Raw genomic sequence first — 23,831 nt, 5'->3', positions numbered from 1 at the left:
AGGGGCGGGGTCGTCGCTGTCCCAAGGCGATCCAAACTAGCTCCGTCATTCCGGGCCTTGGGCCCGGAATCTCTCTATCCGTCGCAGGTGCGGAGGGGTGGCGCGCCGACGGGCCAAGGCAACTCAAATGCGCGGCGGCGTGTTTTCGAAAAGAAGAAGCTCCGGACGGAACCCCGTCCGGAGCTTTGCTTTTTGACGGGTCGCAGAGGTTGTGCGGGTCTCAGCGGCTGGCGAGCGCGACGGCGTTGGCGCGCGACGCGATCCGCAGGCTTCGGCGCTGATCCTTGGACAGTTGCGACATGGCTTGCTGGCGGACGGCGACCTTGCAGCCGGCCATGGTGAACGCGCCATGCGGATTGCCGCGCGCCATGTCGTGACAGACGTCTTCGGCGGTCGCGTTGATGCGGGCGGCGAACTTGGCGGCGTCGGCGGGGGTCGCCAGGTTCAGGCCGACGACCGAGATGCGGGCGGTCGATGCGGCGGGAGTCTGGGTCAGGCCCGGGGTCGGAACGGCGGTCAGGGCCAGGGCGGAGGCGGCGGTCAGGCTGATGATGAGCTTGCGCATTGGAGTTGTCCCTTGATTTGGCGCTTGTTTCTCCCGGCGCCAAAGGGTGATACTCTCGTATCATTGCAAATACTCATCACATTTCATTTGTGACAAGGAATTTAGAAAAAGACAATATTGAGTATTATGGATGATATGGAAGATTTTTAGTATCGATTGTCTACGGTTATGCTTCGTCAATAGCTAAGTTTTATCGTCTTTATGGTGGTGCTTGGCGCTGTAAAAGCCCCCGAACGTTCCCGTCCGGGGGGCTTTCCTTTTGGCGCGGCATGCGGTCGCTCAGCGGGCGGCGAAGGCGACCGGCGTGGCGCGGGCGGCCATCTGCAGGTTCTGGCGCTGGGTCGAGGACAACTGGGCGTCGGCCTGCTTGCGGGCCGCGACCTTGCAGCCGGCGATCGTGAAGTCGCCGCCGGGATTGGTGCTGGCGCGCGCGCGGCAGACACGGTCGGCGGCGTCGTCGATGCGGGCCTTGAATTCGGCGGCTTGGGCGGGGTTGGACAGGTCCAGGTCCGCCAGGGAGACGGTGGCGGTGGGCTCAGCGGCATGGGCGGCTTGCAGCAGGCCCAGGGCGGGCACGGCGGCCAGGGTGACGGTGGCCACGGCGGTCAGGCTGGTCATGAACTTGCGCATTTGAGTTATCCCTTTGTCCTGGCGCGTCCCTGCGCCCCATGTCCAAAGGTATATTCGCGATTTCTCAGGAATACTCGTTACGTCTCATTCATGACGTGTAATTAAAGAAGTGTACTGAAAGTAATATTCTGAATTTCTTGTAATGTGCGGCCAATCTTCCGGCGTCTGATTTATGGTCATGCTTGATCAATGGTTAAGGCGCGCCGCCTTTTCGCCGCATGGACGCTGCATAGAGCCTGCCTTCATCATCCCGAAAGGTCGCCTGTGGGATGGAAGCGCGCTTCGGCGCGGTCACTTCGGGTCGACCGACCGTCTGTGAGGATCGCTCTTGGCGTCACGAGTCCTGGCCGCAACGTCGTCTCCCTACTCGCTCGCCGCGTTCGCCGCCGTGGGCGGCGCCATCGTGGTCTGGGGCGCGATCAACGCCGTCACGACCATCGGCGCGATGAACGCCGACCTGGACAAGCCCGCGCCGGCCCCGGCGATCGCCTCCGTCACGGCGCCCGAACCGCCCCCGCCTCCGCCCCCAGCCTTCGTGTTCGACGCCCCGTTGCCGGGCCGGGTGATCAATTCGCCGTTCGGCCTGCGCCAGATGCCGTGGGAAGAGAACGGCCGCCTGCACGAGGGCGTTGACATCGCCGCCCCGGCCGGCGCGCCCGTACATGTGGCCACCGACGGCATCGTCATGAAGAGCGGCGTCAGCGGGACCTATGGCCGTTTCGTCGAGGTGGCCCACAAGGACGGCTTCCGCACCCTCTACGCCCACCTGGGCCGCGACGCGGGCCTCAAGCGCGGGACCTACGTCAAGCGCGGAACCACCGTGGCCTATGTGGGCAGCAGCGGCCGCTCGACCGGCTCGCACCTGCACTTCGAGCTGCGCAACAAGGCCGGCAAACCGCTGAACCCGGCGCTGTTCATGGGCAAGACCTTCGCCGAAAAGGACGACCTGCCGCTGAAAGCCGCCGCCAAGGTGGGCCGCACGGTGCGCCTGGCCCAAGTGTCGAAATGGCCCGAGGGCGTCAAGGCTCAGATGGCGAGCAAGACGGCGGCCGACGGCGAAGGCGTGGTCACCCGCGTCAAGGGCGGCCGCATCCGCACGCGGATCAACGTCGTCGACGGCTGAAACCTCGCCAGGCCAAGCCTTGCACCGAATTTGGAAGTCGCCGTCACTCGACGGACATGGTCGCTCGGCTAAAGTGGCCGCATGCTCAAGTTCGTCGGACGCGCCGTTGCCGGATTCGCTCTTCTCCTTGTTTCCTTCATCGCCGTGGGCGGCCTGATGTCGGCGGCCGGTCATCCCGTGCCGCGGGGTCGGATGGTGGACATCGGCGAGGGGCGTCAGCTGCGGCTGGTCTGCGAGGGGCCCTCTCGTAGCGAAGCCGGCGACCGCCCGTTGGTGTGGCTGGAGGCCGGCGCCTTCGGCTTCGCCGCCGACTGGGGCGCCACCCAGCAGGCCCTGAGCGCCGCCGGCTGGCGGTCCTGCGCCTACGACCGGGCCGGCATGGGCTTCTCGCCGCCGGGACCGGCGCCGCGCGACGGCCTGGCCATCGTCTCCGACTTCGAGAAGCTGGTCGCCGCCTCGGGCGAAGAGGGGCCGTTCATCCTGGTCGGCCACTCGATGGCCGGCCTGCGCCTGCGCGAGTACGCCGGGCGCAATCCCGATAAGGTGGCGGGGCTGGTGCTGGTCGACGCGGCCACAGCCGACGCGTCGGAGACCCAGGCGTTCAAGCCGTTCGTCAAGGCGTTCACCACCGCATCGCGCTGGGCCGCGCGCGGGGCGTCGATCGGGCTGTTCAAGCCGCTGGCCTACACCAACCTGGGCGACAAGATCGGCCTGCCGCCCGCCGCGGGGGCCGAGAAGCGCTGGGCCTTCGCCGACGGCCGCCACAACCGCACCGCCGCCGCCGAGGTGGCGCTGTGGCCCCAGTCGGCGGATCAGGCGATCGCCGTGCCGGCCTATGATCCCGACTGGCCGGTGGCGGTGGTCACGGCCGGACCGGTCAAGGGCCGCGAGCGGCGCAAGGCGATGCAGGCCTTGCCGGCCGAGCGGTCGAAGCACGGCTATGTCGATCACGTCGAGGCGGCCAGCCACACGCGGCTGCTGGGCGAGGCGTTCGCCGGGCATATCGTCAAGGCGGTGGACTTCGTGGCGGGGGCGGGGAAGGGCGGCTGAGACTTGCCCCCTACGGACCGCCTCGCGGTCGTCTTCCCCCCAGGAGGGAAGAGCCTAAAGCGCGAAGGCTCCGCCCCCTATGGGGGCGGACAGACGGCGAAGCCGTCAGGTGGCGGCAAGTGCGTAAGCCACCTACCTCTCAGGCAAAACAAAACCCGCCCGGATCGCTCCGGGCGGGTTTGTTGCATCCAGAAAGCTGGAAAGCGTCGCTTAACGCGCGCCGGCCGGCTTCTTCGGCATCGGCAGCAGGCCTTCGCGCTGGGCGCGCTTGCGGGCCAGCTTGCGGGCGCGGCGGACGGCTTCGGCCTTTTGACGGGCGCGCTTTTCCGACGGCTTTTCGTAGTGCACGTGCCGCTTCATTTCGCGGAACGAGCCTTCGCGTTGCATCTTCTTCTTCAGGGCCTTCAGGGCCTGATCGACGTTGTTGTCGCGGACGAAAATCTGGACCAGGGGTCTCTCTCCATTCGACGGCCCGACCATCTTCCCGAGTCCCTCTCAGGGGCCGGGCGGGCGAACAAAACCTGATAAGCCCGGAAAGGGATCTCCCGGGCGACGAGGGGCGGCTGATAGCAGAGGCAGGGGCCTCTGTCCATGGCGACGCGGCCTAAACTCCCGTGTAGACTCGGATTCATGAGCGACAAGACCGCCGAAGCTTCCCAAGACCCGGGCCAGGACCCGGGCGACTGGGCCGACGCCGCCGAGCAAAGGGTGCTGGACGAGGCCCTGCGCCTGGCGCCGCGCCTGGGGTGGAACCCCGGCCTGGCCCGGGCCGCCGCCGTCGCCGCCGGCCTCAACGCCGGCGAGGCGCAACTGCTGCTGCCGCAAGGCCCGCGCGACCTGGCCGCCCTGCTGTCGCGCCGCCACGACAGGGCCGCCCTGGCCGCGCTGGGGGCTCTGAGCCCGCCGCCGGCCAAGATCCGCGACAAGATCCGGGCGGGCGTGATCGCGCGCCTGGACGCCGCCCGGCAGGACGCCGAGGCCCTGCGCAAGCTGGCGGCCTTCTTGGCCTTCCCGACCCACATGCCGCTGGCCCTGACCCTGGTCTGGGAAAGCGCCGACGCCCTGTGGCGTTGGGCCGGCGACACGGCGACCGACGAGAATCACTATTCCAAGCGGGCGATCCTGTCGGGGATCCTGGTCTCGACCCTGGCGGTCGACATGGCCTCGGGCCGCGAGTCGGCGCTCAAGCACCTGGACGGCCGCATCGACAACGTCATGGCCTTCGAGAAGTGGAAGGCGGGGATCAAGCCGATGAACCTGGCGGCCGAGGTGGCCGCGGCCTTGGCGCGGATGCGATATGGGCGGGGTTAGCTTTCCTTCTCCCTTTGCGGGAAAAGGTGGCGCAGAATTTTCCGCCCTGCGCGGCTGAGGCTGTCTTCGACCCCTCACCCGACCCGCCACGCTTGAGCGACATGGTTGCTCTCCCGCAAGGGGAGAGGGATCAGGTCACCCCTAGCGCCCGCTCCACCGCCGCCGTCGCGTGCAGCGTCGTGGTGTCGAACACCGGCACGGGGCTGTCGGCCGCTTCGATCAGCAGCATGATCTCGGTGCAGCCCAGGATGATCCCCTGCGCCCCGCGCTCGACCAGCCTTTCGATCACCGCCTTGTAGACCTCGCGCGAGGCGTCCAGAATCTGGCCGGCCACCAGTTCGCGATAGATGATCCCGTGCACCGCCGCGCGGTCCTGGGCGTCGGGGACCAGCACCTCCAGGCCGAATTTCTCTTCCAGCCGGCCGCGATAGAAGTCCTGCTCCATGGTGAAGGCCGTGCCCAGCAGGCCGACCCTGGAGATCCCCGCCGCCTGGATCGCCGCCGCCGTCGGGTCGGCGATGTGCAGCAGGGGGATGTCCACCGCCGCGTCGATGGCCCAGGCGCAGCGGTGCATGGTGTTGGTGCACAGGACCAGGAAGTCGGCGCCGCCCCTTTGCAGGGCCTTGGCCGCGTCGACCATCTGGCCGGCCAGGGCGTCCCAGTCGCCATCGTGCTGCAGGGCCTCGATCCGGGCGAAGTCGAACGACCACATCAGGGTCCGCGCCGAGGCCACGCCGCCCAGGCGGTCGCGGACGCCCTCGTTGATCAGCCGGTAGTACTGGGCCGAGCTTTCCCAGCTCATGCCGCCGATCAGGCCTATCACTGCTTGTTCGGCCATGGGGCGCTCCGCCAAAGGCCGTCACACCGATCGCGCGCCCTTCCGCTAAGCTTGGACACCAAGCCGGAAGAAAACGAAAGCCCGGAGGCCTCGCCATGGACACCGTGATCCACAATCCCACCGACGGGATCTACGCCGCGACCGACGACTATGTGCACGCCATCGAGGTGCGGAACCCCGCCCGCATGCTGTTCGTGGCCGGGACCATGGGGCTGGACGCGAGGGGCGTGGCGGGGACCAGCCTGGAGCGCCAGCTGGAGCTGGTCTGGTCGAACCTGCGGACCATCCTGGCCAGCGCCGGCATGACGGTCGACAACATCGTGCGCCTGACCAGCTATCTGCGCGACGCCGCCTATGTCGAGGCCAACGGCGCGGCCCGGGTCAAGGCCCTGGGCGACCGGCGCATCCCGACCACGGCGATCATCGTCCAGACCCTGGCCGAGGACTGGCTGGTCGAGCTGGAAATCATCGCCATGGCGTGAGGGGTCAGTCCTGCGGCGCGCCCGGACGCCCGGGCACAAGCCCGGAATGACGATTGAAAGGGGGGAGGACCCTAGTCCTTCAGCCCCCGCAGCCGGTTCACGTGCCCCATCTTCCGTCCCGGCCGGGCCTCGCCCTTGCCGTAGAGGTGGATGCGGGTTTCGGGTTCGGCGGCCAGCTTGGTCCAGGCCTCGACCTCGGGACCCAGCAGGTTGGTCATCTCGACATGGGCGCGCGGGGCGGTGGGGCCCAGGGGCCAGCCGGCGACGGCGCGGATGTGCTGCTCGAACTGGTCGACCTCGCAGCCGTCCTGGGTCCAGTGGCCAGTGTTGTGCACCCGGGGGGCGAATTCGTTGACCAGCAGCTTGCCGCCGGCCAGCTCGAACAGCTCGACCCCGATCACCCCGACATATTCCAGGGCGGTCAGGATCTTGGCGACGATCGCCTCGGCCTGGTCGCGGGTGGCGCTCGAGACCTTGGCCGGGGCGCTGGTGCGGCGCAGGACGCCGCCCTCGTGGTGGTTGTCGGACAGGGGGTAGCAGGCGATCTCGCCGTCGCGGCCGCGGGCGGCGATCACCGACAGCTCGCGCACGAAGTCGGCCGGGGCCTCGAGTATGGCCGGTTGGCCGGCGATCCGGTCGAAGGCGGTGGCGGCCTCGGTCGGACGCTGGATCCAGGCCTGGCCCTTGCCGTCATAGCCCTCGCGGCGGGTCTTCAGCAGCGACGGGGCGCCGATCTTGGCCACGGCGGCGGCCAGGTCCTCGGCAGTCTCGACGGCGGCGAAGGCGACGGTCGGGACGCCGATCTCGGCCAAGAAGGTCTTTTCCACCACCCGGTCCTGGGCGGCGGCCAGGGCCTTGGCCCCGGGGGCGACCCGCGCGCCCTGGGCGGTCAGCTCGGCGACCGTATCAGCCGGCACGTTCTCGAACTCGTAGGTGACGACGTCGCAGACCTCGGCCAGGCGTTTCAGCGCCCAGCGGTCGTCATAGGGGGCGACGATCTGGCGGGCGGCCACGCGGCCGGCGGGGCTGTTCTCCTCGGGATCGAGGATCACCACGTCGAAGCCCAGGCGGGCGGCGGCCAGGGCCAGCATGCGGCCCAGCTGTCCCCCGCCGAGGACGCCGATCGTGGAGCCGGGGGGCAAGGGGGAGGCGGGAGGATGGGTCATCAGTCTTCAACGCTTTCGACGACGCTGTCGGTCTGTTCGGCCCGGAAGGCGGCCAGGCGCGCGGCCAGGGCCTGGTCCGAGATCGCCAGGATCTGAGCGGCCAGCAGGCCGGCGTTCTTGGCGCCCGCCTCGCCGATGGCCAGGGTGGCGACGGGGACGCCGCCGGGCATCTGGACGATGGACAACAGGGAATCCAGGCCGTTCAGCGCCTTGGACTGCACCGGCACGCCCAGCACCGGCAGGAGGGTCATCGAGGCGACCATGCCCGGCAGGTGGGCCGCGCCGCCAGCCCCGGCGATGATCACCTTGTAGCCGGCGGCCTGGGCGCCGGTGGAGAACTCGACCAGCCGCTGGGGGGTGCGGTGGGCCGAAACCACCTTGGCCTCGTAGGCCACGCCCAGGGCGTCGAGCGCGTCGGCCGCCTTCTTCATCGTCGGCCAGTCCGAGCGGCTGCCCATGATGATGGCGACGGGGGGCGTGGCGGTGGGCATCGGCGACGATTTCCCTAATGGCGGCGGAGGCGCGACGGAGGCGCTCCGTGACCTGACGGCCGTGAATCGCGGGCCTTATAGCCGTTGGCGTCCGGGCGCCAAAGCCCGTTCTCACCGGGAAAGCCCAGGCGGTCCGGGCAGATACTGCGGCGCCGCGACGCTGCGACACATGGGTGTCGCCATTGTCATGGTTAATGAAAGAACGCAGAAATGTCGGAGCTTCACCGCAAGTGATTCCCCAAGTGGTTCCCGACGTCCCATGAAGATCACCAGCGTCCGTACCGAATCCTTCTCGGCGATCCGTCGCCGCGCCCTGACCGAGGCCGCCGGGCCGGCGGTGGCGCGGGCCGTGGTGGCGGCCGACACGGCCGGGTTCTTGGGCCTGTCGGAGGCCGACCTGACCCCGCAGGTGCAGGCGGCGCTGAAGACCCTGATGGTCGAGATCGACGACCTGCGGGGCGAGGTCGCCCGGCTGAAGTTCAAACTGGGCGAGGCGCAGGGCCTGGCCGATCTGGACGTGCTGGCCCCGGTGCTGAACCGCCGGGCCTTCCTGCGCGAAATCAAGCGGGTGGCCGCCTTCGCCCAGCGCTACGGCTCGCCCGCCAGCCTGGTGTTCTTCGACCTGGACGGCTTCAAGGCCGTCAATGACCGCTTCGGCCACGCGGCCGGCGACGAGGCCCTGAAGGCCGTGGCCGGACGCCTGCAGGCCCACGTCCGCGAGAGCGACGTGGTGGGCCGGATCGGCGGCGACGAGTTCGCCGTGCTGCTGGTCCAGGCCGACCAGCAGACCGCCACCTCCAAGGCCGAGACGCTGGCGGCGGCCGTGCGCGGCATGCCGGTGCAGGTGGGCGAGTGGTCCGTGCCGCTGCGCATCTCGTGGGGCGTGCGCGAGATCGAGGCCGGCGCCGATCCCGAGGTCGCCCTGGCCGAGGCCGACGCCGCGATGTTCCTGAAGAAGCGGGCGCGCAAGGAAGCGTAGGGCAGCCATTCGAGAGCGAAAACCTCGTCCTTCGAGGGGCTCAGGATGAGGTTTTTCGAATGCGGCGTCCGAAATGGTCCTCATCCTGAGCTTGTCGAAGGACGAGGACCACGCACGGCGCTAGGTTGTTCCCTCAAAGGAGCCTGCCCATCCATGTCCAAGTCGCACCGCTACGCCACGACCCTGACTTGGACGGGCGACACCGGCGAGGGCACGGCCAGCTATCGGGCCTACGAACGAGCCTACGAGGTGGCCACCGAGGGCAAGCCGGTGCTGCTGGGCTCGTCCGATCCCAGCTTCCGGGGCGATCCGGGGCGGTGGAATCCCGAAGAGTTGCTGCTGGCTTCGATCAGTGCGTGCCACCAGCTGTGGTACCTGCACCTGTGCGCCGTGAACGGCGTGGTGGTGGTCGCCTATCGCGACGAGGCCCAGGCGGTGATGGTCGAGGACGAGACCGGCGGCGGCCGTTTCGAGCGCGCGACCCTGCGGCCTCACGTGACGATCGCCGCCGGCTCGGATCCGGCCAAGGCCCTGGCCCTGCACCACGAGGCCAACGCCAAGTGCTTCGTGGCCAACTCGCTGAACTTCCCGGTGGCGCACGAGGCGAGCGTCGAGGTGAAGCCGGGTTAGGCCGCTACCGCCTCGGGCCTCGCGGCCAGCAACGCCTCAACCAATTCGTCGACCCGCGCCTCCGCCGCGACGATCGAAGCGGCCAGGCGGGAGTCGGCGAATTCGTCGTACTCGATGGCGGCCTCGTGGACGTCGGTGACGCCCAGATAGCTCAACGGGGTGCGCAGGGCGGGCTCGAGGTGGTTGGCGTGCGCCAGGCGCCCGCCCGACCCGTAGCCGTGGTCGCCGCGGGAAGACAGGATCACCAACGTCTTGCCCATCGCGTCCAGCATCGGCCAGTACGGCTCGCCCGTCCGCGCGCGGTCGAAGCCGAAGGTGCGGCCGACCCGGACGACGTTGTCGATCCAGGCCTTCAACGGGGCGGGCGGGCCGAAGTTGTACATCGGGGCGCCCACCACGATCAGGTCGGCGGCCAGCAGTTCGTCGACCAGGCGATCGCTTTCGGCCAGGACCCGCGCCATCCGGCCGTCGCGGCGCTCGGGCGGGGTGAAGGCCGCATGGATCCAGTCGCCGGTGACCGGCGAGGGAGGAGCGGCGCCGACGTCGCGATAGGTCACGGAATCGGCGGGGCGCGCGGCGCGCCAGCGATCGACGAAACGCGCGGTCAGGCGGCGGCTATGCGAGCCGTGTGGCGATCGTCCGGACAGGCCGGCGCGGGCGCTGGAGTCGATATGCAGGATGGCGGTCATGGCGGCGCTCTCGGGTCTTTTGAATGAGCTGATCTCATCCGTTTTCGGTGCCACCCTGGATCGCGCGCCGAAACATCCGCTACAAACGCGAAATCTGCAGCTGATAGATGAGATGAAATCATCCATGCGTCGTCTCCCGCCGCTTTCCGCGCTGCGCGCCTTCGAGGCCGCCGCCCGCCGGCTCAGCTTTCGCCTAGCGGCCGAGGAGCTGGCCGTGACGCCCACCGCGGTCAGCCACCAGGTGCGCCAGCTGGAGGCGTACCTGGACCAGGCGCTGTTCGTGCGCGGCGTCCGTAGCGTCAGCCTGACGGCCGCCGGGGCGCGACTGTTCCCGGTCCTCATGGACGGCTTCGACGCCTTCGAGCAGGCGGTCGCCGGCTTGCGCGCCGGCTCCGGGCGCCGAGTCGTGACTCTGTCGACGACCATGGCCTTCGCCGCCCGGCGGTTGGCCGGCCGGGTCGAGGCGTTCCGCGCCGCCAATCCGGAGCTGGACCTGCGCGTGCTGGCCACAGACGATCCGGTCGACCTGCGGGCCGGCGACGCCGACGCGGCGGTGCGCTACGGCCTGGGGCCCTGGCCTGGGCTGGTCTCCGAACCCCTGGTCGACGACCGTTTCGCACCGGTGTGCAGTCCGAGCCTGGGCTTGACCGACGCGAGGGACCTGGTCGCGCACGCCTTGATCCACGCCGAATGGCGCCATCCCGGCGCCGACGCTCCGACTTGGAGACTTTGGGCCCGACAGGCGGGGATGGCGGGCCTGGACGTCGAGGCGGGGCCGCGTTTCACCGACGACAGTCACGCCATCCAGGCGGCGGTGGCCGGGCAAGGGGTGGTTCTGGCCAGCTTGACGCTGGTGGCCGACGAGCTGGCCGGCGGCCTGCTGGTCCAGCCGTTCGGGCCGGCGCTCGCAGGGCGACGGTTTCAGCTGGTCTATCCGCCCGCCGCCCGCGACGGCCAGGCCGTCGGCGCCTTGCGGGCGTGGCTGGCCGAGGTGATGGCTCCAGAGCGGAAGGTCGATCCGTCTAGGCGATGATGTCCGGCGTCAGTTGATCCTCGAGCCGCACGATCTCGTCCTTCAGGGCCAGCTTGCGGCGCTTGAGGCGAGCGATCTGCAGCATGTCGGGCTGGGGGCGTTCCTCGAGGGCCGAGACCGCGTCGCCGAGGTCCTGGTGCTCTTCGCGCAGGGTCGCCAGACGCCGCTCGATGGCGATGTCGGTTTCTTCGGAAGGATCGTCGTCGTTCATGGACGCTCCTCCATGCCGGCCAGTAGGGCGGTGATAGATAGCAAAGCCTGACAGCCGGTAAAGAGCCTCACGAAAGCGCGTCGGAAAGGGCGCGCAGGGCGGTCTCGCGCGGCGGGTCGCCGGACGCCCGGGCCGCTTCCAGCAGCGTGTCGAACACGTCCAGCGCCGGGCCCGGCTCGCCGCTGAGGGCCTCCAGGCTCTCCATCAGCACCTTTTCGCCGTGCAGCTCGACCTCCTTGACCGCGTTGCGGAAATCCTCGCGCGCGCCGTCGTCGATCCCGGGCCAGGCCGGCTTGATCGTGCGGCGGATGGCGCGCAGGGGCGAGCCGACCTCGGCGTCCCAGCGCTTGACCAACTGGGCGGCGGCCTTGGCGTCGGCGGCGCGGCCCTCGCTGGCCCGCCAGGCGGCCCACAGCAGATAGGGCACGTTCTGGCCGTGCCCGTCCTGCAGCGCCAGGCACGCCCCTGCGACAGACGGTCGCACATAGACCTCCAGGGCCCACTGCCAAAGCCGCATCTTCGTTAACCCCTCAAGCCTCTTTCAGGCGTCGCCGGTGATCGTCGCCAGGTCCTCGCCCCAGCGCTTGACCGGCCGCCAGGACAGGCCGAACAGGTCGAGCGCGCGGCCCACCGACTGGTCGACCATCTCGGCGATCGACTGCGGCCTGGCATAGAACGCGGGAAGCGGCGGGGCGATCACCGCGCCCATCTCGGCCAGCTTGGTCAGGGTGCGCAGGTGGCCCAGGTGTAGGGGCGTCTCGCGCACCATCAGCACCAGCGGCCGGCGCTCCTTCAGCGTCACATCGGCGGCGCGGGTCAGCAGCGAGGCCGTGACCCCCGTGGCGACCTCGCTCATCGTGCGCACCGAGCAGGGGGCGATGATCATGCCCAATGTGCGATATGAGCCCGACGCGATCGCCGCCCCAATGTCGCCCACGCGATGGACAACGTCCGCCTTCTCATTGACCTGGGCGACGGAAAATCCGGTTTCCTGCGACAGGGTCAGGGCGGCCGATTTCGACAGGACCAGGTGGCTTTCCACCCCCAGTTCGCGACAGGCGTCCAGCGCCCGCAGACCGTAGACAACCCCAGACGCGCCTGAGATTCCGACGACCAGACGAGGTTTTTCGGGCGGGGCCAGCAGGTCCGACATGGTGAATTTTCGTCCGTCTTGGGAGCAAGCTGCGCCAGGTCAAGCGCCGCCGATTGCAATCATATGTGATCTGACAGCTTCGAACAGCGGGTGTTGACTTGCCGCTCCACCAGCAAGGAGCCGACAGCCATGGCCATCGAATCCCGTATCCGCGAGCTTGGGTCCCGTCACGAGAGCCTCGACCGCACGATCCAGGAGGAGACCCGTCGTCCCGTCAGTGACACCACCCTGCTCAGGGAGTTGAAGCGGCAGAAGCTCAGGCTCAAGGAGGAGATCGAAGGCCTTAGGGCGCGACTTCACTAGCCCCCTCTGGCCATCGCCGCGTCGAACACGGCGGTGGCCGCCAGAGGAGGCCGAAAACAGAAAGGCCCGCGCCGTGCACACGGGGCGGGCCTTTTGCTTGGCTGCGAGGATATCAGTCCTCGTCGTCCTCTTCGTCGTCGGCCACGTAGGTCGACTTGCCGAACACGTCCTCGGCCTTGGGCTCGATGCGCGATGCGCGGATGGCGGCCTCTTCGTCCTCGTGGTCCTCCGGCAGGGCGCTGGTTTCCGAGGCCGGACGCAGGGTCGGGTCTTCCGGCAGGATGCCCTTCTTCAGGTCGTCCTTGGCCTTCTTCTCGGCGGCCTTCTTGACCAGGGCGTCCAGCTCCAGCTGGCCGACCAGGCCCAGGGTCACCGGATCGACCGGCTTGATGTTGGCCGCGTTCCAGTGCGTGCGGGCGCGAACCTGCTCGATGGTCGACTTTGTGGTGCCCAGCAGCTTGGAGATCTGCGCATCGGTCACCTCGGGGTGGTGGCGCAGGAACCAGGCGATGGCGTCCGGACGGTCCTGGCGACGCGACACCGGGGTGTAGCGCGGGGCTTTCTTCTGCGGCTTCAGCAGTTCGGCGTGGCGGCTGACCTGGGCCTTCATCCGGTAGTCCGGATTGGCCTGGGCGCGGTCCAACTCCTCGCGGGTCAGCTGGCCGTTGCCGATCGGGTCGGCGCCGCGGATGTCGCGCGCTACCTCGCCGTCGGCGATGCCGCGGACTTCCAGGGGGTGAAGGCCGCAGAAGTCGGCGATCTGTTCAAAGCTAAGCGACGTGTTGTCCACGAGCCAGACGGCCGTCGCCTTGGGCATCAGGATGTCGGACATGCGGTCCTCCAGAAATGACGGCGCCCGACCTTGCGGCCGGGCGGGATGTTCAGCCTGGAGCTATAATGCGGTTCTGCGGGAAAGGGAACGGGGATCAATCGCCGTGTCGCGCCGAGTCCAGATCACGTGACGCGCGCCGATAGGTTTCATCGTCTGCTCGCTCCGCGCTCCACGGAAATGAATGGTAGCGAAGTAGTCCCATGCCAGTGATGAAGAAGCCAAAGAACAAGCCGCCTCCAAGGGCCTGGAGGGGTTCGACTTCGATCCGATAAAGGCTGGCTCCCATCGCGGCGGATGTGAACACGCCCCATACCAACCACTCACGCAAGAAAGACGGCTGGGTCACGATGGACCGCATCCAGACGCCCATGGCGCACAATGCGAAAGTCAGAATGGCCAGGCCGTCGATCCAGGTCATGCTTCAGCTTAGGCCGGTGCGGCCCGCCTGTCGCGATCACTTTGAGAGCGCGATCAGCTTGTCGGCGTCCTGGGGCGCGGCGCTCTTCACGTCGTTGTCGAAGTAGCTGAAGGTCTCCAGGCCGTCGGCGCGCCAGGCCGCGAGCTGCTCGGCCCAGGCCTTCAGCTCGGCGTCGGAATAGCGTCCGTGATAGCGGCCGCCCGGTCCGTGACCGCGCACATAGGCGAAGTCGGCGGTGGCCAGCCAGGGCGAGGGGGCGTCGTGGTGGTCGGAGACGCAGAAGGCGACGCCATGGTCGCGCAGGATCGCGTAGACGGCTTCGTCGTACCAGCTGGCGTGGCGGAACTCGACGACGACATGCTGGCCGTTCGGCAACCAGCCCAGGAAGCGCTTCAGCCGTTCGTCGTCGCGGTGCAACATCGGCGGCAGTTGCACCAGGGCCGGGCCGCGCTTGTCGCCCAACGGCTTCATCCGGCCGAACACCAGGTCGACGCTGTCCTGGCAGTCCTTGAGCTTCTTGTTGTGGGTGATGTAGCGCGAAACCTTCCAGGCGAAACGGAAGCCGTCGGGGACCTGGTCGACCCAGGCGGAGACCGCCTTCTCGGTAGGCAGGCGGTAGAAGCTGCCGTTGATCTCGGTCGTGTCGAAGCGGCTGGCATAGTAGGCCAGCCGGTCCTTCAGCTTCACCGTTTCAGGATAGAACGGCCCTTTCCAGTCGTCATAGGTCCAGCCTGAGCAACCGATGCGTGGGCGATGGGGCATGGGGAAGGAACGCCGGCCGTCCTGGCCGGTTCACGCCGTCCGCCCTGCCACGTACGGCGCCAGCTCTTCCCCCAGTTCGGCGTTGCGGGCCTCGCGCTCGCGCGCCGCGACCTCGTCGTAGAGGAAGGGCAGGAAGGCGAAGCGGCGTCCGGCCAGGATGGGGTCGACCATGTGCAGCAGCGAGCAGGAGAACACCACCGCGCCGCCGGTCGGCGCGCGATAGCGACGCGGGCCGAACTCCGGGAAGGACAGGTCGCCGCCCTCGTAGTCCTCGGCGTTCAGGTTGATGGTCACGGCGAACCGCCGGTGCGCGGTGCCGGCGGTGGTGTTGTCGCGATGGGGCCGGAAGTGGCCGCCCTCGGCCGCGCCGTAGCAGCCGACCAGGTAGCGCTCCATGCGGGTGGCCTTGAACTGGAAAGCCTTGGCCACCTCGGGAATCAGCCGGTCGTGGATGCGGGCGGCCGCGGCGGCGCGCAGGCCCGGATCAACCAGATCGTGATCGCTGCGTCGCTTGTGCGTCGGATCGACGATCAGCCGCGTCTTGCCGTCTACGTCGCGCATGAAGCCAGACGCGTGGCCGCCGGCGGCCTCGTAGACCGCGATCAGCCGGCGGCAGAGCTCGGGCTCGAAGACCCGGGGCAGGATCAGCACGGGCGCGTGCAGAGGGGCGCCGGCGTGGTCAGCGGGGGCGGGCGCGGCGGCGACGAAGTCCAGCACCGCGCCGGTCTCGGCAAGCGGCGCGGTGAACACGCAACGCAGCTGAGGATCCAGGACCAGCCAGAACGGGCGATAGGCCACGCCCTCCGGAGCGACGGGTTCGGCCGCGGCGGCGCCGTAAAGTCGACTGACCGCCAGATCGCCGTCCCAGAACCAGCGCAAACCGGGCAGGCTTTCGGCGACCCGGCCTTGGGCTTCGTCGGCCGGGTCGATGCTGACGCCGAAGAACGAGGCCTTCACGTCGTCGAACAGCGCCCGGCGGGCGGCGACTTCGGCCAGGGCCGCGGCCGCCAGCGGATGCTGGGACGAGCCGACGAAGCCCAGCACGACGTAGCGTCCGGCGGCCGTGTGGAAGGTGAACCGGGGATTGGCGGTCGAGCGCGCCACGAACCATGGGGCGGGTTCGCCCACCCGGAGGCCAGGCGGGCGCGCGGCGATCTTGTCGGCGGCGGTGTCGCTCATGCCAGCAGCACCACCTTGCCCACATGCTCGCCGGCCTCGAGGTGGGCATGGGCGGCCGCGGCCTCTTCCAGGGGGAAGGTGGCGTCGATCACCGGCTTGAGCTTGCCGGCGGCGATCCACGGCCAGACGACGCGCTCGATCTCGGCGGCCAGGCGGGCCTTCTCGTCGGCCGAGCGCGGGCGCAGGGTCGAGCCGGTGATCACGGCGCGCTTCTGCATGATCTTCATCACCGGAACCTCCAGCACCGGCCCGGCCAGGGCGGCGATGTAGACGATGCGGCCGCCGGTGTTCAGGGCGTCGAGATTGCGGTCGAAATAGCTGGCCCCGACCATGTCCAGCACCACGTCGACCCCGCCGGCCGCCTTGGCGACCTCGGCGAAGTCCTCGGCCTTGGCGTCGACGGCGATGTCGGCGCCCAGGGCCAGGGCCTGGGCCTTCTTGTCCGCGCCGCGGCCCGTGGCGATCACCCGCGCGCCATGCGCCTTGGCCATGGCGATCGCCGTTGTCCCGATACCGGACGTGCCGCCATGAATCAGCAGCGTCTCGCCAACCTTGAGCGCGCCATGTTCGAACACGTTGGCGAACACGGTGAAGACCGTCTCGGGCAGGGCGGCGGCGTGGGCGAAGTCGAGTCCTTCGGGGATCGGCAGGGCGTGGCGGGCGTCGACCACGGCGTATTGCACGTAGCCGCCGCCGCCCAGCAGGGCGCAGACCTTGTCGCCGACTTGCCACCTTCCCGACTCGCTCACGACCTCGCCGGCGACCTCCAGGCCCAGGGTGGCCGGGGCGCCGGGCGGCGGCGGGTAGAAACCCAAGCGCTGCAACAGGTCCGGACGGTTCACCCCGGCCGCCCGCACGCGGATCAGGATCTGGCCCGGACCGGGTTGCGGACGCGCCACGGTCTCCGGACGGAGGGCGTCGGCCGCCCCCTTGCCGCCTTCGATGGCGATGGCGGTCATGGTCTCGGACATGGTGGAGCATCCCGTGAGGCTTGCGTCGCGCCCTTGGTAGGCGTCAGATGTCAGATCGAAAAGGGGTCGAGCAAAGGGAGACCGATCCGATGATCGAAGAACCGGTCGAGCCGCGCGCCTTCCGTGGCGATGCGCTCAACGCCACGACGCACGAGGACCTGGACACCTATGGCGTGGCGGAACTGGAAGAGCGGATCGAGGCGCTGGAAGCGGAAATCGCCCGCACCCGCGCGCAACTGAGCAAGAAGAAGGCGGGGCGCGACGCGGCCAATGCGCTGTTTGGTCGCCTGGACTAACGATCGGTTTACGCTACAGGCGGACTCTCGGACCCGCCTGACTCGGATATGAGCTTGAATCGGATCTTGGGGCGGGGCGGTCGCGAAACGGGACGATCCTGTCTGGCACGGGGGTTGCAGTCCTCCTGTCCGGCGGGACCATCCCGCGGCCTTTCGAAGGGGCATTGAGTAGCTATGACCGAGTTGAACGTGGCCGCGGCCCCCTGGCGTGCTGGCGTGATCCAGGACTTCGCTCGCTCCGAGCTCTTCGACCGGACGTTCGAGGAGGGCATGACGCTGGTCGAGGAGACCGCCGCCTATCTCGACGGGGCCGGGCGCCACGACAGCAAGATCCTCTCGCGCAACGCGGCCCTGGCCTACGCCAGCGAAAGCATGCGCTTGACCACGCGCCTGATGCAGGTGGCCTCGTGGCTGCTGGTCCAGCGGGCGGTCAAGGAAGGCGAGATGGCCGCGCAGGACGCCTGCGCCGAGAACTACCGCCTGGGCCTGGAGGCCGGCGAGTCCGCCCCGGTCGAGGACCTGCCCTTCGGCCTCGTCAACCTGCTGCAGCGCTCCGAGCGGCTCTATGACCGCGTCCGCCACCTGGACAAGCGCATGTACCTCGAAGCCGCCGCCGACGAAGAAGCCCCCCGTCCGGTGCAGGCCCAGTTCGACCGCCTGAGCGCGGCGTTCGGGGCGGCTTGATCGCTTTTTGAGACCCTCTCCCGTGGGAGAGGGAAGGACCTGTCCCGTAGCGATGGGAGGGAGAGGGCTTAAGGCGCCGACGGCGTCGCACCTGTCCCGCATCGGAATTCTTACAAGTCGGCGAGGGCGTAAACCCTCTCCCTCCCACGCCTTCGGCGCGGGCCCCGCCCACTCCCGGGGGAGAGGGTTCTGGCATGCGCTCGTGCCATGACCAGAAACGGAAAAGGCCGGCCCGCGACGCGGAACCGGCCTTTCGTCGCCCTTACGGCGAGAAGCGTGGAACGCTTACTTCTTGGCGGTGAAGCCCGCGAACTTGGCGTTGAAGCGCGAGACGCGGCCGCCGCGGTCCATCATCTGGGCGTTGCCGCCGGTCCAGGCCGGGTGCACGCGCGGATCGATGTCCAGCGCCAGGGTCGCGCCTTCTTTCCCGTAGGTCGAACGGGTCTGATAGGACGAACCGTCGGTCAGGGTGACGGTGATGAAGTGATAGTCGGGGTGAATGTCTTGTTTCATCGGGCGATCCAACCGACTTGAGGCGGCGTGTAATGTGGGCGGGCGCCAAACCTTGCGGGTGGCTCTCGGAGACGCGCGGCTATAAAGAAAGCGCGCGAATTTGGCAAGGGACAGTTGATGAGCGACGTGAACGCGGGCGAGATTTCGGCCGAAGGCAGGCCGAGCGCGGGCGCGGAGCTGGTGCAGAGCCTGGCCGAGGCGGCCAATCGCCGTCCCCGCCGCAAGGACGTCCGTCCGCTGGCCCACCTGCTGCCGTTCGTGGCGCGCCACAAGATCTACGCCCTGCTGGCCGGGTTCTTCCTGCTGTTCTCCACGGCCGCGACCCTGGGCCTGACCGCCACCTTCAAGGGCGTGGTCGACAAGGGCTTCGCCAAGGGCGCCGGGCACGTGGTCGACAGCGCCTTCCTGATGATGGGCGCCGTGGCCCTGGTGCTGGCCGCGGCCACGGCCCTGCGCTTCCTGTTCGTCACCCGCCTGGGCGAGCGCGTGGTCGCCGACCTGCGCCGGGCCATCTACGACCACGTCCTGACCCTGGATCCGGCCTTCTTCCTGAAGACCCGCACGGGCGAGGTGCTGTCGCGGATGACCACCGACATCACCATCGTCGAACAGCTGGTCGGGGCCAGCGTCTCGATCGCCCTGCGCAACAGCCTCAGCCTGATCGGCGGCCTCAGCTACATGGCGGTGGTCAGCCCCAAGCTGGCGGGCTTCATCGTCCTGATGGTGCCGGTGGTGCTGGCGCCGATGTTCCTGCTGGGCCGGCGCGTGCGCAAGCTGTCGGTTACCGCCCAGGACAGGTTCGCCGACGCGGTCGGCTATGCCGGCGAGAGCCTGGACGCGCTGGACACCGTCCAGGCCTTCGGGCGGGAGGCCACGGCCGGAACCCGGTTCGGCGGCGCCGTCGAGGCGGCCTACGGGGCCTCGGTCCGCCGGATCAACGCCCGGGCCGGCCTGACGGCGGTGATCATGAGCCTGGCGTTCGGCGGCATCATCCTGCTGTTGTGGGTCGGCGCGCACCTGGTGCTGAAGGGCGAGATGACCGGCGGCACCCTGGCCCAGTTCGCCATGCTGGCGGTGATGGCCGCCGGTTCGGTCGGTTCGCTGGGCGAGGTCTGGGGCGATGTCCAGAAGGCCGCGGGGGCCATGGAGCGGATCTCCGAACTGCTCAATTCCGACCCCAGCATCGCCGCGCCGGAGAAGCCCCGGACGCTGCCCGTCCCGGCTCGGGGCGCCATCGCCTTCGAGGGCGTGACCTTCGCCTATCCCGGCCGCCCGGACCTGCCGGCCCTGAAGGGCTTCGACCTCGTCGTGAAGCCGGGGGAGACCGTGGCCCTGGTGGGGCCGTCGGGGGCGGGCAAGAGCACGGTGTTGCGCCTGCTGCTGCGCTTCTACGACCCGCAGGCTGGCGTGGTGCGGCTGGACGGCGTCGACCTGCGCGAAGCCGACCCGGCCGAGGTGCGCGATCGCATGGCCCTGGTGGCCCAGGACAGCCCGCTGTTCTCGGGCTCGGCCCTGGACAACATCCGCTTCGGCCGCGAGGACGCCAGCGAGGCCCAGGCCCGCGCCGCCGCCGACGCCGCCCAGGCCACGACCTTCATCAACGCCCTGCCGCAGGGCTTCGACACCCCGGTCGGCGAGCGGGCCAAGACCCTGTCGGGCGGCCAGCGCCAACGCCTGGCCATCGCCCGCGCCCTGGTGCGCGAGGCGCCGATCCTGCTGCTGGACGAGGCCACCAGCGCCCTGGACGCCGAGAACGAACGCCTGGTCCAGAAGGCGCTGCACGACGCCATGAGCGACCGCACGACCCTGGTCATCGCCCACCGCCTGGCCACCGTGCTCAAGGCCGACCGCATCGTGGTCATGGAGGACGGCCGGGTCGTGGAGCAGGGCACCCACGCCGAACTGTCGGCCCAGGGCGGGCTCTACGCCAAGCTGGCGCGCCTGCAGTTCGGGGTGGAGGCGGCCTAGGGGCCCGTTGACCGGCCGGCCGCAACTGCCGATGGTGCGGTCAAGCTTGTAACCCTGGGGGCTTTCCAATGACCGACCTGTCGCGCTGGCTCAATCCGGCCGCCGCCATCTCCACCGAGGACGAGGCCCTGGCCTCGGGCCGCGCCGGCGCCGTGGGCGCGTTCGTCACCGCCGCGCACGGCCTGTTCGGCGCGTTGCTGATCGCAGTGAACATCGACGGTTACCTGGCTCAGCTGCGCTCGGTGACGGCGACCATGTACGGCGAGAACAGCCAGGCGGGGCAGGCGGCCATGGCGATGATGGGCCCGGCGATGGTCTACACCACGCTGGCCCTGAGCGTCGGGATCGCGGCGGTGTTCGTGGTGCTGGGCGCCGTACAGTGGCGCAAGCCCAACCCGGTCATCCCGCTGCTGCTGGGGCTGCTGGCGCTGTACAGCCTGCTGATGTTGATCCTGGGCATGGTCAACCCCGCGACCGCGCACGCCCACATGATCCCGGTCTGGCGCCAGGTCCTGGCGGTGGTGGTGGACCTGGTCTGCCTGCTGCTGTTCTACAACGGCCTGCGCGGCGCCAACCGCCTGCGCAAGCTGCGGGGCGCGGCCTAGTCTTTTGCGCCGCGAGGGGAGGAAGGGCGCTATTCGGCGGCGGTGGCTGTGGGCGTCGCCGCCTTCTCCTCCCGTCGGATCACGTCCACATGCTCCAGCTGGAGCTTGAGGTCGGTGATCGCCTTGTGCTCGGGCAGGCCCTGCGCCTCGGCCCAGTCGACGATCACCGACAGCGCCTCGCCGATCCGGCCCAGCTGGCGGCCGTAGCTGCCGACCTCGTCGAGGATCCGCGCCTCGACGTCGGGGGCGGCCGACTTGCCCAGGTTGATGCTGAACAGGCTGACATTGCCGAAGGTCCAGGACCACGGATTGATCGTCTGGGTCAGCTGGTTCGGGGCGAGGGCGAGCTTGAAGTCGGGCATGGCGGGGGCTCCGGAGCGGGGAGCGGCAGTATCAATCATGAGGCGTGTTTTGGCTTGGGACACTTTTGGGAAGATGGCGCCCCCCTCGCGATCCGCCCAACGATTGAGCGTTTCCCTCTCCCCCTGCGGGGGAGGGTGGCCTCCGAAGGAGGTCGGGTGAGGGGTTGAAGGGCCCGTCCGCCATGATCAGCGGAAAGGCCGGTCGCGGCGGTTTCCGTTTGCGCGACCCCTCATCCGTCGGCTCCGCCGACACCTTCTCCCGCAAGGGGAGACGGGAGGGGCAAGCCGCCTCGCGCCCCTCCAGACCGTCCAGCTCGACCCTCAGCCGCTTCCTCAGTTCCTCGCGCCCCGACGCGGTCAGCCGCGCCGCCCGGCTGCCGGCGACGGTCTGGATCCAGCCCAGGGCGACCATGCGGCTCAGGAGGGTCACGCCCAGCGGGCCGGCAAGATGGTGGCGACGTTCGGTCCAGTCCAGGCACTGGCGGGCGGCGCCGCGCTTGGAGCGCAGGGCGTCCAGGTCCAGGCCCAGGTCCTCGAACCAGACGCGGCCGGCGGGCGGGACCTCGTAAAGCTTGCCGTCGATCGGCCGGATCAGGTCATGGGCCACCAGGGCGTCGGTCACCGCTATGCCCAGCCGGCCGGCCAGGTGGCCGTAGCAGCAGCGGCCCTCGCGTAGGGCGCGGGCCAGGGGCGAGCGCGGCTGCTCCAGCGAGCGAACGGGCGCGGCCAGCACGGCCAGGGCCTCCAGCACGTGGGCGACCTCGGCGTTGGCCAGGCGGTAATAGCGGTGGCGGCCCTCGCGTTCGACGCTGACCAGCCCGCCGTCGACCAGCCTGGCCAAGTGGTTGCTGGCGGCCTGGGCGCTCAGGCCGGCCGCCCAGGCCAAGGCGCCGGCCGGATGGGCCCGTCCGTCCTGCAGGGCCTGCAGCATGGCCGCCCGGCCGGGATCGCCGATCAGGGCGGCGGGGGAGGCGATGTTGGCTTCCATGGCGATCCAAACTCCGCTTGTCCCGACTTGCGTCGGGATGAGCGGAATATAGGCGAAGGGCGGACGGGATGCTTCAGTCGTTGCTGTAACATCGCGGGTCAAACCCGGCGAAGATCGACCCATGACCAACGTCCGAGTCGCGTCCTCCGCCCGTCCCGCCGGCCTGCCGCCGATCCTGATCGCCGCCAGCTTCGGCTTCACGATCGTCCAGCTGGACGTGACCATCGTCAATGTGGCCCTGGACGCCATCGGACGCGAGTTCCAGGCGCCGACCGCCAGTCTGCAATGGGTGGTCGACGCCTACACCCTGCTGCTGGCGGCGCTGCTGCTGTCGGCCGGGGCGCTGGGCGACCGGTTCGGACCGCGACGGGCTTTCCTGGCGGGGCTGGTGCTGTTCGCGGCGTCGTCGGCGGCCTGCGGCCTGGCGCAGGACGCGCCGCAGCTGATCCTGGCCCGAGCGGTCCAGGGCGCGGCCGCCGCCCTGTTGGTGCCGCCGTCCCTGGCCCTGATCACCCACGCGGCGGCGGGCGACGACAGGGCGCGGGCCTGGGCCGTGGGCTGGTGGACGGCGGCGGGCGGGGTGTCGATCGCCGCCGGACCGGTGATCGGCGGCCTGCTGATCGGCGCCCTGGGCTGGCGCTGGGTGTTCCTGGTCAACCTGCCGCTCTGCCTGCTGGGCGCGGCCCTGACCCTGGCCGTCGCGCCCGAGGTCCCGCCGCGCGAGAAGCGGCCGCTGGACCTGCCCGGCCAGGCCCTGGCCTTCGTCGCCCTGGCCTGCCTGGTCGGGGCGGTGATCGAGGGCGGCCATCGCGGCTGGGGCGACCCGCTGGCGCCGGGCGCCCTGTTGTTGGGTCTTGTAGCGGCGGCGGCCTTCCTGGCGGTCGAGATGCGCAGCGCGCATCCAGTCGTACCTTTGGAAGCGTTCCAGAACCGCATGGTGTGGTCGGCGGTGGTGATCGGGGTCGGCGTCAACTTCACCTATTACGGTGTGATCTTCGTGCTGGGCCTCTTCCTGCAGCGGTCGGCGGGGTACGGCGTGGTGCAGGCGGGCCTGGCCTTCCTGCCGCTGACGGCGACCTTCATCGTCTCCAACCTGCTGAGCGGGCGGATCGCCCACCGGTTCGGCCCGGCGCGGACCATGGCCGGCGGGGTGCTGGTGGCGGCGATCGGCTACGCCCTGACCAGCCGGCTTTCGCCATCGACGCCATACTGGCTGATGATCCCGGGCTTCCTGCTGATCCCCGCCGGCATGGGCACGGCCGTGCCGGCCATGACCAGCGCCCTGCTGGCCAGCGTCGACCGCCATGTCTCGGGCACGGCCTCGGGCGTGCTGAACGCTTGCCGCCAGGCGGCGGGAGCTGCCGGGGTGGCGGTGATGGGCGCCCTGGCGGCCGGCGGACCCGATCGGATCGCCGCCGGCCTGCGGACCTCCGGCCTGATCGCGGCGGGCGTGTTGCTCGCCGCCGCCTGGGTGGCCTGGCGCAGCGAGGGCCGACCGCGCCCGTCGGTCTGCCAGTCGACCGCAACCGAATGAAATAACGGCCGTTTTTTCGCCATCTGAGGTGGAAGCGGGGGCTTTTTGTCGGCCGAAAGGCCCTG

General features: G+C 69.5%; 31 protein-coding genes. 13 read left to right on the top strand and 18 right to left on the bottom strand.

The features are described 5' to 3' along the window. Window positions 1–220 precede the first annotated feature (220 nt). Together BM066_RS03455 and BM066_RS03450 are read right to left on the bottom strand one after the other, a co-directional pair. Window positions 221–565, bottom strand: coding sequence for a UrcA family protein (locus tag BM066_RS03455; protein ID WP_089924386.1), 345 nt, complete (start codon window positions 563–565; stop codon window positions 221–223). A 279-nt stretch (window positions 566–844) separates the two neighbouring features. Further along, entirely contained in the window at window positions 845–1,195 is a 351-nt protein-coding gene (locus BM066_RS03450) for a UrcA family protein (protein ID WP_089924383.1), read from the bottom strand. Between the two features lie 328 nt (window positions 1,196–1,523). Between BM066_RS03450 and BM066_RS03445 the strand changes: the two genes are divergently transcribed. Continuing rightward, entirely contained in the window at window positions 1,524–2,318 is a 795-nt protein-coding gene (locus BM066_RS03445) for a M23 family metallopeptidase (RefSeq protein ID WP_089924380.1), read from the top strand. Between the two features lie 81 nt (window positions 2,319–2,399). Then, window positions 2,400–3,368 (top strand): alpha/beta fold hydrolase, encoded by a 969-nt coding sequence (locus BM066_RS03440; protein ID WP_089924378.1) that lies wholly within the window; start codon window positions 2,400–2,402, stop codon window positions 3,366–3,368. A 210-nt stretch (window positions 3,369–3,578) separates the two neighbouring features. Here BM066_RS03440 and rpsU read toward each other — a convergent pair whose 3' ends face one another. Then, a complete protein-coding gene (rpsU, locus tag BM066_RS03435; RefSeq protein ID WP_089924448.1) occupies window positions 3,579–3,818 on the bottom strand; it encodes a 30S ribosomal protein S21 in 240 nt (79 codons plus the stop codon). 180 nt (window positions 3,819–3,998) lie between these two features. Between rpsU and BM066_RS03430 the strand changes: the two genes are divergently transcribed. Then, window positions 3,999–4,679, top strand: a complete 681-nt coding sequence (locus BM066_RS03430; RefSeq protein WP_089924375.1) for a COQ9 family protein — start codon at window positions 3,999–4,001, stop codon at window positions 4,677–4,679. Between the two features lie 130 nt (window positions 4,680–4,809). On the opposite strand, the gene BM066_RS03425 is transcribed toward BM066_RS03430, so the two are convergent. Next, window positions 4,810–5,517: an aspartate/glutamate racemase family protein gene (locus tag BM066_RS03425; RefSeq protein WP_089924369.1), complete on the bottom strand. Its 708-nt coding sequence runs from the start codon at window positions 5,515–5,517 to the stop codon at window positions 4,810–4,812. A gap of 95 nt (window positions 5,518–5,612) precedes the next feature. Here BM066_RS03425 and BM066_RS03420 point away from each other — a divergent pair, with 95 nt between their 5' ends. After that, entirely contained in the window at window positions 5,613–5,999 is a 387-nt protein-coding gene (locus BM066_RS03420) for a RidA family protein (protein ID WP_089924366.1), read from the top strand. 71 nt (window positions 6,000–6,070) lie between these two features. Here BM066_RS03420 and BM066_RS03415 read toward each other — a convergent pair whose 3' ends face one another. Next, a complete protein-coding gene (locus tag BM066_RS03415) occupies window positions 6,071–7,165 on the bottom strand; it encodes a 5-(carboxyamino)imidazole ribonucleotide synthase (RefSeq protein WP_089924364.1) in 1,095 nt (364 codons plus the stop codon). After that, a complete protein-coding gene (gene purE, locus BM066_RS03410; RefSeq protein WP_089924361.1) occupies window positions 7,165–7,656 on the bottom strand; it encodes a 5-(carboxyamino)imidazole ribonucleotide mutase in 492 nt (163 codons plus the stop codon). Before purE ends, BM066_RS03415 begins: the two co-directional genes overlap by 1 nt. 259 nt (window positions 7,657–7,915) lie before the next feature. Here purE and BM066_RS03405 point away from each other — a divergent pair, with 259 nt between their 5' ends. Both BM066_RS03405 and BM066_RS03400 read left to right on the top strand, forming a co-directional pair. Then, window positions 7,916–8,635 carry a GGDEF domain-containing protein gene (locus BM066_RS03405; protein WP_089924359.1) on the top strand — a complete coding sequence of 240 codons (720 nt, stop codon included), beginning with the start codon at window positions 7,916–7,918 and terminating at the stop codon, window positions 8,633–8,635. 153 nt (window positions 8,636–8,788) lie between these two features. Beyond that, window positions 8,789–9,265: an OsmC family protein gene (locus BM066_RS03400; protein ID WP_089924357.1), complete on the top strand. Its 477-nt coding sequence runs from the start codon at window positions 8,789–8,791 to the stop codon at window positions 9,263–9,265. On the opposite strand, the gene BM066_RS03395 is transcribed toward BM066_RS03400, so the two are convergent. After that, window positions 9,262–9,954 (bottom strand): FMN-dependent NADH-azoreductase, encoded by a 693-nt coding sequence (locus BM066_RS03395; protein WP_089924356.1) that lies wholly within the window; start codon window positions 9,952–9,954, stop codon window positions 9,262–9,264. The genes BM066_RS03400 and BM066_RS03395 overlap by 4 nt on opposite strands. 124 nt (window positions 9,955–10,078) lie before the next feature. Between BM066_RS03395 and BM066_RS03390 the strand changes: the two genes are divergently transcribed. Next, on the top strand, window positions 10,079–10,987 hold the full coding sequence (locus tag BM066_RS03390) for a LysR substrate-binding domain-containing protein (protein ID WP_089924353.1): 909 nt from the start codon (window positions 10,079–10,081) through the stop codon (window positions 10,985–10,987). Here BM066_RS03390 and BM066_RS03385 read toward each other — a convergent pair. The 3 genes from BM066_RS03385 to BM066_RS03375 form a co-directional block, all read right to left on the bottom strand. Continuing rightward, window positions 10,977–11,198: a YdcH family protein gene (locus tag BM066_RS03385; RefSeq protein ID WP_035072246.1), complete on the bottom strand. Its 222-nt coding sequence runs from the start codon at window positions 11,196–11,198 to the stop codon at window positions 10,977–10,979. The genes BM066_RS03390 and BM066_RS03385 overlap by 11 nt on opposite strands. A 67-nt stretch (window positions 11,199–11,265) precedes the next feature. Then, on the bottom strand, window positions 11,266–11,715 hold the full coding sequence (locus BM066_RS03380; RefSeq protein WP_089924351.1) for a TIGR02444 family protein: 450 nt from the start codon (window positions 11,713–11,715) through the stop codon (window positions 11,266–11,268). Window positions 11,716–11,739: 24 nt separating this feature from the next. Beyond that, window positions 11,740–12,351 carry a UbiX family flavin prenyltransferase gene (locus tag BM066_RS03375; protein WP_089924347.1) on the bottom strand — a complete coding sequence of 204 codons (612 nt, stop codon included), beginning with the start codon at window positions 12,349–12,351 and terminating at the stop codon, window positions 11,740–11,742. Between the two features lie 129 nt (window positions 12,352–12,480). Here BM066_RS03375 and BM066_RS03370 point away from each other — a divergent pair, with 129 nt between their 5' ends. Then, window positions 12,481–12,654: a YdcH family protein gene (locus tag BM066_RS03370; RefSeq protein WP_035018606.1), complete on the top strand. Its 174-nt coding sequence runs from the start codon at window positions 12,481–12,483 to the stop codon at window positions 12,652–12,654. Window positions 12,655–12,766: 112 nt separating this feature from the next. On the opposite strand, the gene BM066_RS03365 is transcribed toward BM066_RS03370, so the two are convergent. The 5 genes from BM066_RS03365 to BM066_RS03345 form a co-directional block, all read right to left on the bottom strand. Beyond that, window positions 12,767–13,486 (bottom strand): DUF1013 domain-containing protein, encoded by a 720-nt coding sequence (locus BM066_RS03365; RefSeq protein WP_089924345.1) that lies wholly within the window; start codon window positions 13,484–13,486, stop codon window positions 12,767–12,769. Between the two features lie 94 nt (window positions 13,487–13,580). After that, window positions 13,581–13,904 (bottom strand): hypothetical protein, encoded by a 324-nt coding sequence (locus BM066_RS03360; protein ID WP_089924341.1) that lies wholly within the window; start codon window positions 13,902–13,904, stop codon window positions 13,581–13,583. Window positions 13,905–13,940: 36 nt separating this feature from the next. After that, window positions 13,941–14,666 (bottom strand): DUF72 domain-containing protein, encoded by a 726-nt coding sequence (locus BM066_RS03355; protein WP_089924338.1) that lies wholly within the window; start codon window positions 14,664–14,666, stop codon window positions 13,941–13,943. 30 nt (window positions 14,667–14,696) lie between these two features. Beyond that, window positions 14,697–15,845, bottom strand: a complete 1,149-nt coding sequence (locus BM066_RS03350; protein WP_089924335.1) for a 2OG-Fe(II) oxygenase family protein — start codon at window positions 15,843–15,845, stop codon at window positions 14,697–14,699. Next, entirely contained in the window at window positions 15,842–16,816 is a 975-nt protein-coding gene (locus tag BM066_RS03345) for an NAD(P)H-quinone oxidoreductase (protein WP_089924333.1), read from the bottom strand. The genes BM066_RS03350 and BM066_RS03345 overlap by 4 nt, the downstream gene beginning before the upstream one ends. Before the next feature lie 89 nt (window positions 16,817–16,905). On the opposite strand from BM066_RS03345, the gene BM066_RS03340 reads away from it, so the two are divergent. Continuing rightward, window positions 16,906–17,112: a DUF1192 domain-containing protein gene (locus tag BM066_RS03340; RefSeq protein ID WP_056751782.1), complete on the top strand. Its 207-nt coding sequence runs from the start codon at window positions 16,906–16,908 to the stop codon at window positions 17,110–17,112. Between the two features lie 174 nt (window positions 17,113–17,286). After that, window positions 17,287–17,796 carry a protease adaptor protein RcdA gene (locus BM066_RS03335; RefSeq protein ID WP_089924329.1) on the top strand — a complete coding sequence of 170 codons (510 nt, stop codon included), beginning with the start codon at window positions 17,287–17,289 and terminating at the stop codon, window positions 17,794–17,796. 285 nt (window positions 17,797–18,081) lie between these two features. Here BM066_RS03335 and rpmE read toward each other — a convergent pair whose 3' ends face one another. Further along, on the bottom strand, window positions 18,082–18,309 hold the full coding sequence (gene rpmE / locus BM066_RS03330) for a 50S ribosomal protein L31 (protein WP_035072266.1): 228 nt from the start codon (window positions 18,307–18,309) through the stop codon (window positions 18,082–18,084). 114 nt (window positions 18,310–18,423) lie between these two features. Between rpmE and BM066_RS03325 the strand changes: the two genes are divergently transcribed. After that, window positions 18,424–20,277: an ABC transporter transmembrane domain-containing protein gene (locus tag BM066_RS03325; RefSeq protein ID WP_177218367.1), complete on the top strand. Its 1,854-nt coding sequence runs from the start codon at window positions 18,424–18,426 to the stop codon at window positions 20,275–20,277. A gap of 68 nt (window positions 20,278–20,345) precedes the next feature. After that, window positions 20,346–20,882, top strand: coding sequence for a hypothetical protein (locus BM066_RS03320; protein WP_089924325.1), 537 nt, complete (start codon window positions 20,346–20,348; stop codon window positions 20,880–20,882). Between the two features lie 29 nt (window positions 20,883–20,911). Here the strand turns inward: BM066_RS03320 and BM066_RS03315 are convergent, their stop codons facing one another. After that, the gene (locus tag BM066_RS03315; protein WP_089924445.1) at window positions 20,912–21,244 is read right to left on the bottom strand and encodes a hypothetical protein; all 333 of its coding nucleotides are present in this window, start codon (window positions 21,242–21,244) and stop codon (window positions 20,912–20,914) included. Between the two features lie 31 nt (window positions 21,245–21,275). Beyond that, entirely contained in the window at window positions 21,276–22,232 is a 957-nt protein-coding gene (locus BM066_RS03305) for an ArsR/SmtB family transcription factor (protein ID WP_255367455.1), read from the bottom strand. Between the two features lie 121 nt (window positions 22,233–22,353). Here BM066_RS03305 and BM066_RS03300 point away from each other — a divergent pair, with 121 nt between their 5' ends. Continuing rightward, window positions 22,354–23,766: an MFS transporter gene (locus tag BM066_RS03300; RefSeq protein ID WP_089924322.1), complete on the top strand. Its 1,413-nt coding sequence runs from the start codon at window positions 22,354–22,356 to the stop codon at window positions 23,764–23,766. The last annotated feature ends 65 nt before the right edge of the window (window positions 23,767–23,831 follow it).

The sequence above is a fragment of the Caulobacter sp. UNC279MFTsu5.1 genome, from assembly GCF_900114015.1.
In the GTDB taxonomy this organism is placed as follows: Bacteria; Pseudomonadota; Alphaproteobacteria; order Caulobacterales; family Caulobacteraceae; genus Caulobacter.
This window is presented reverse-complemented; position numbering and strand designations above follow the sequence as displayed.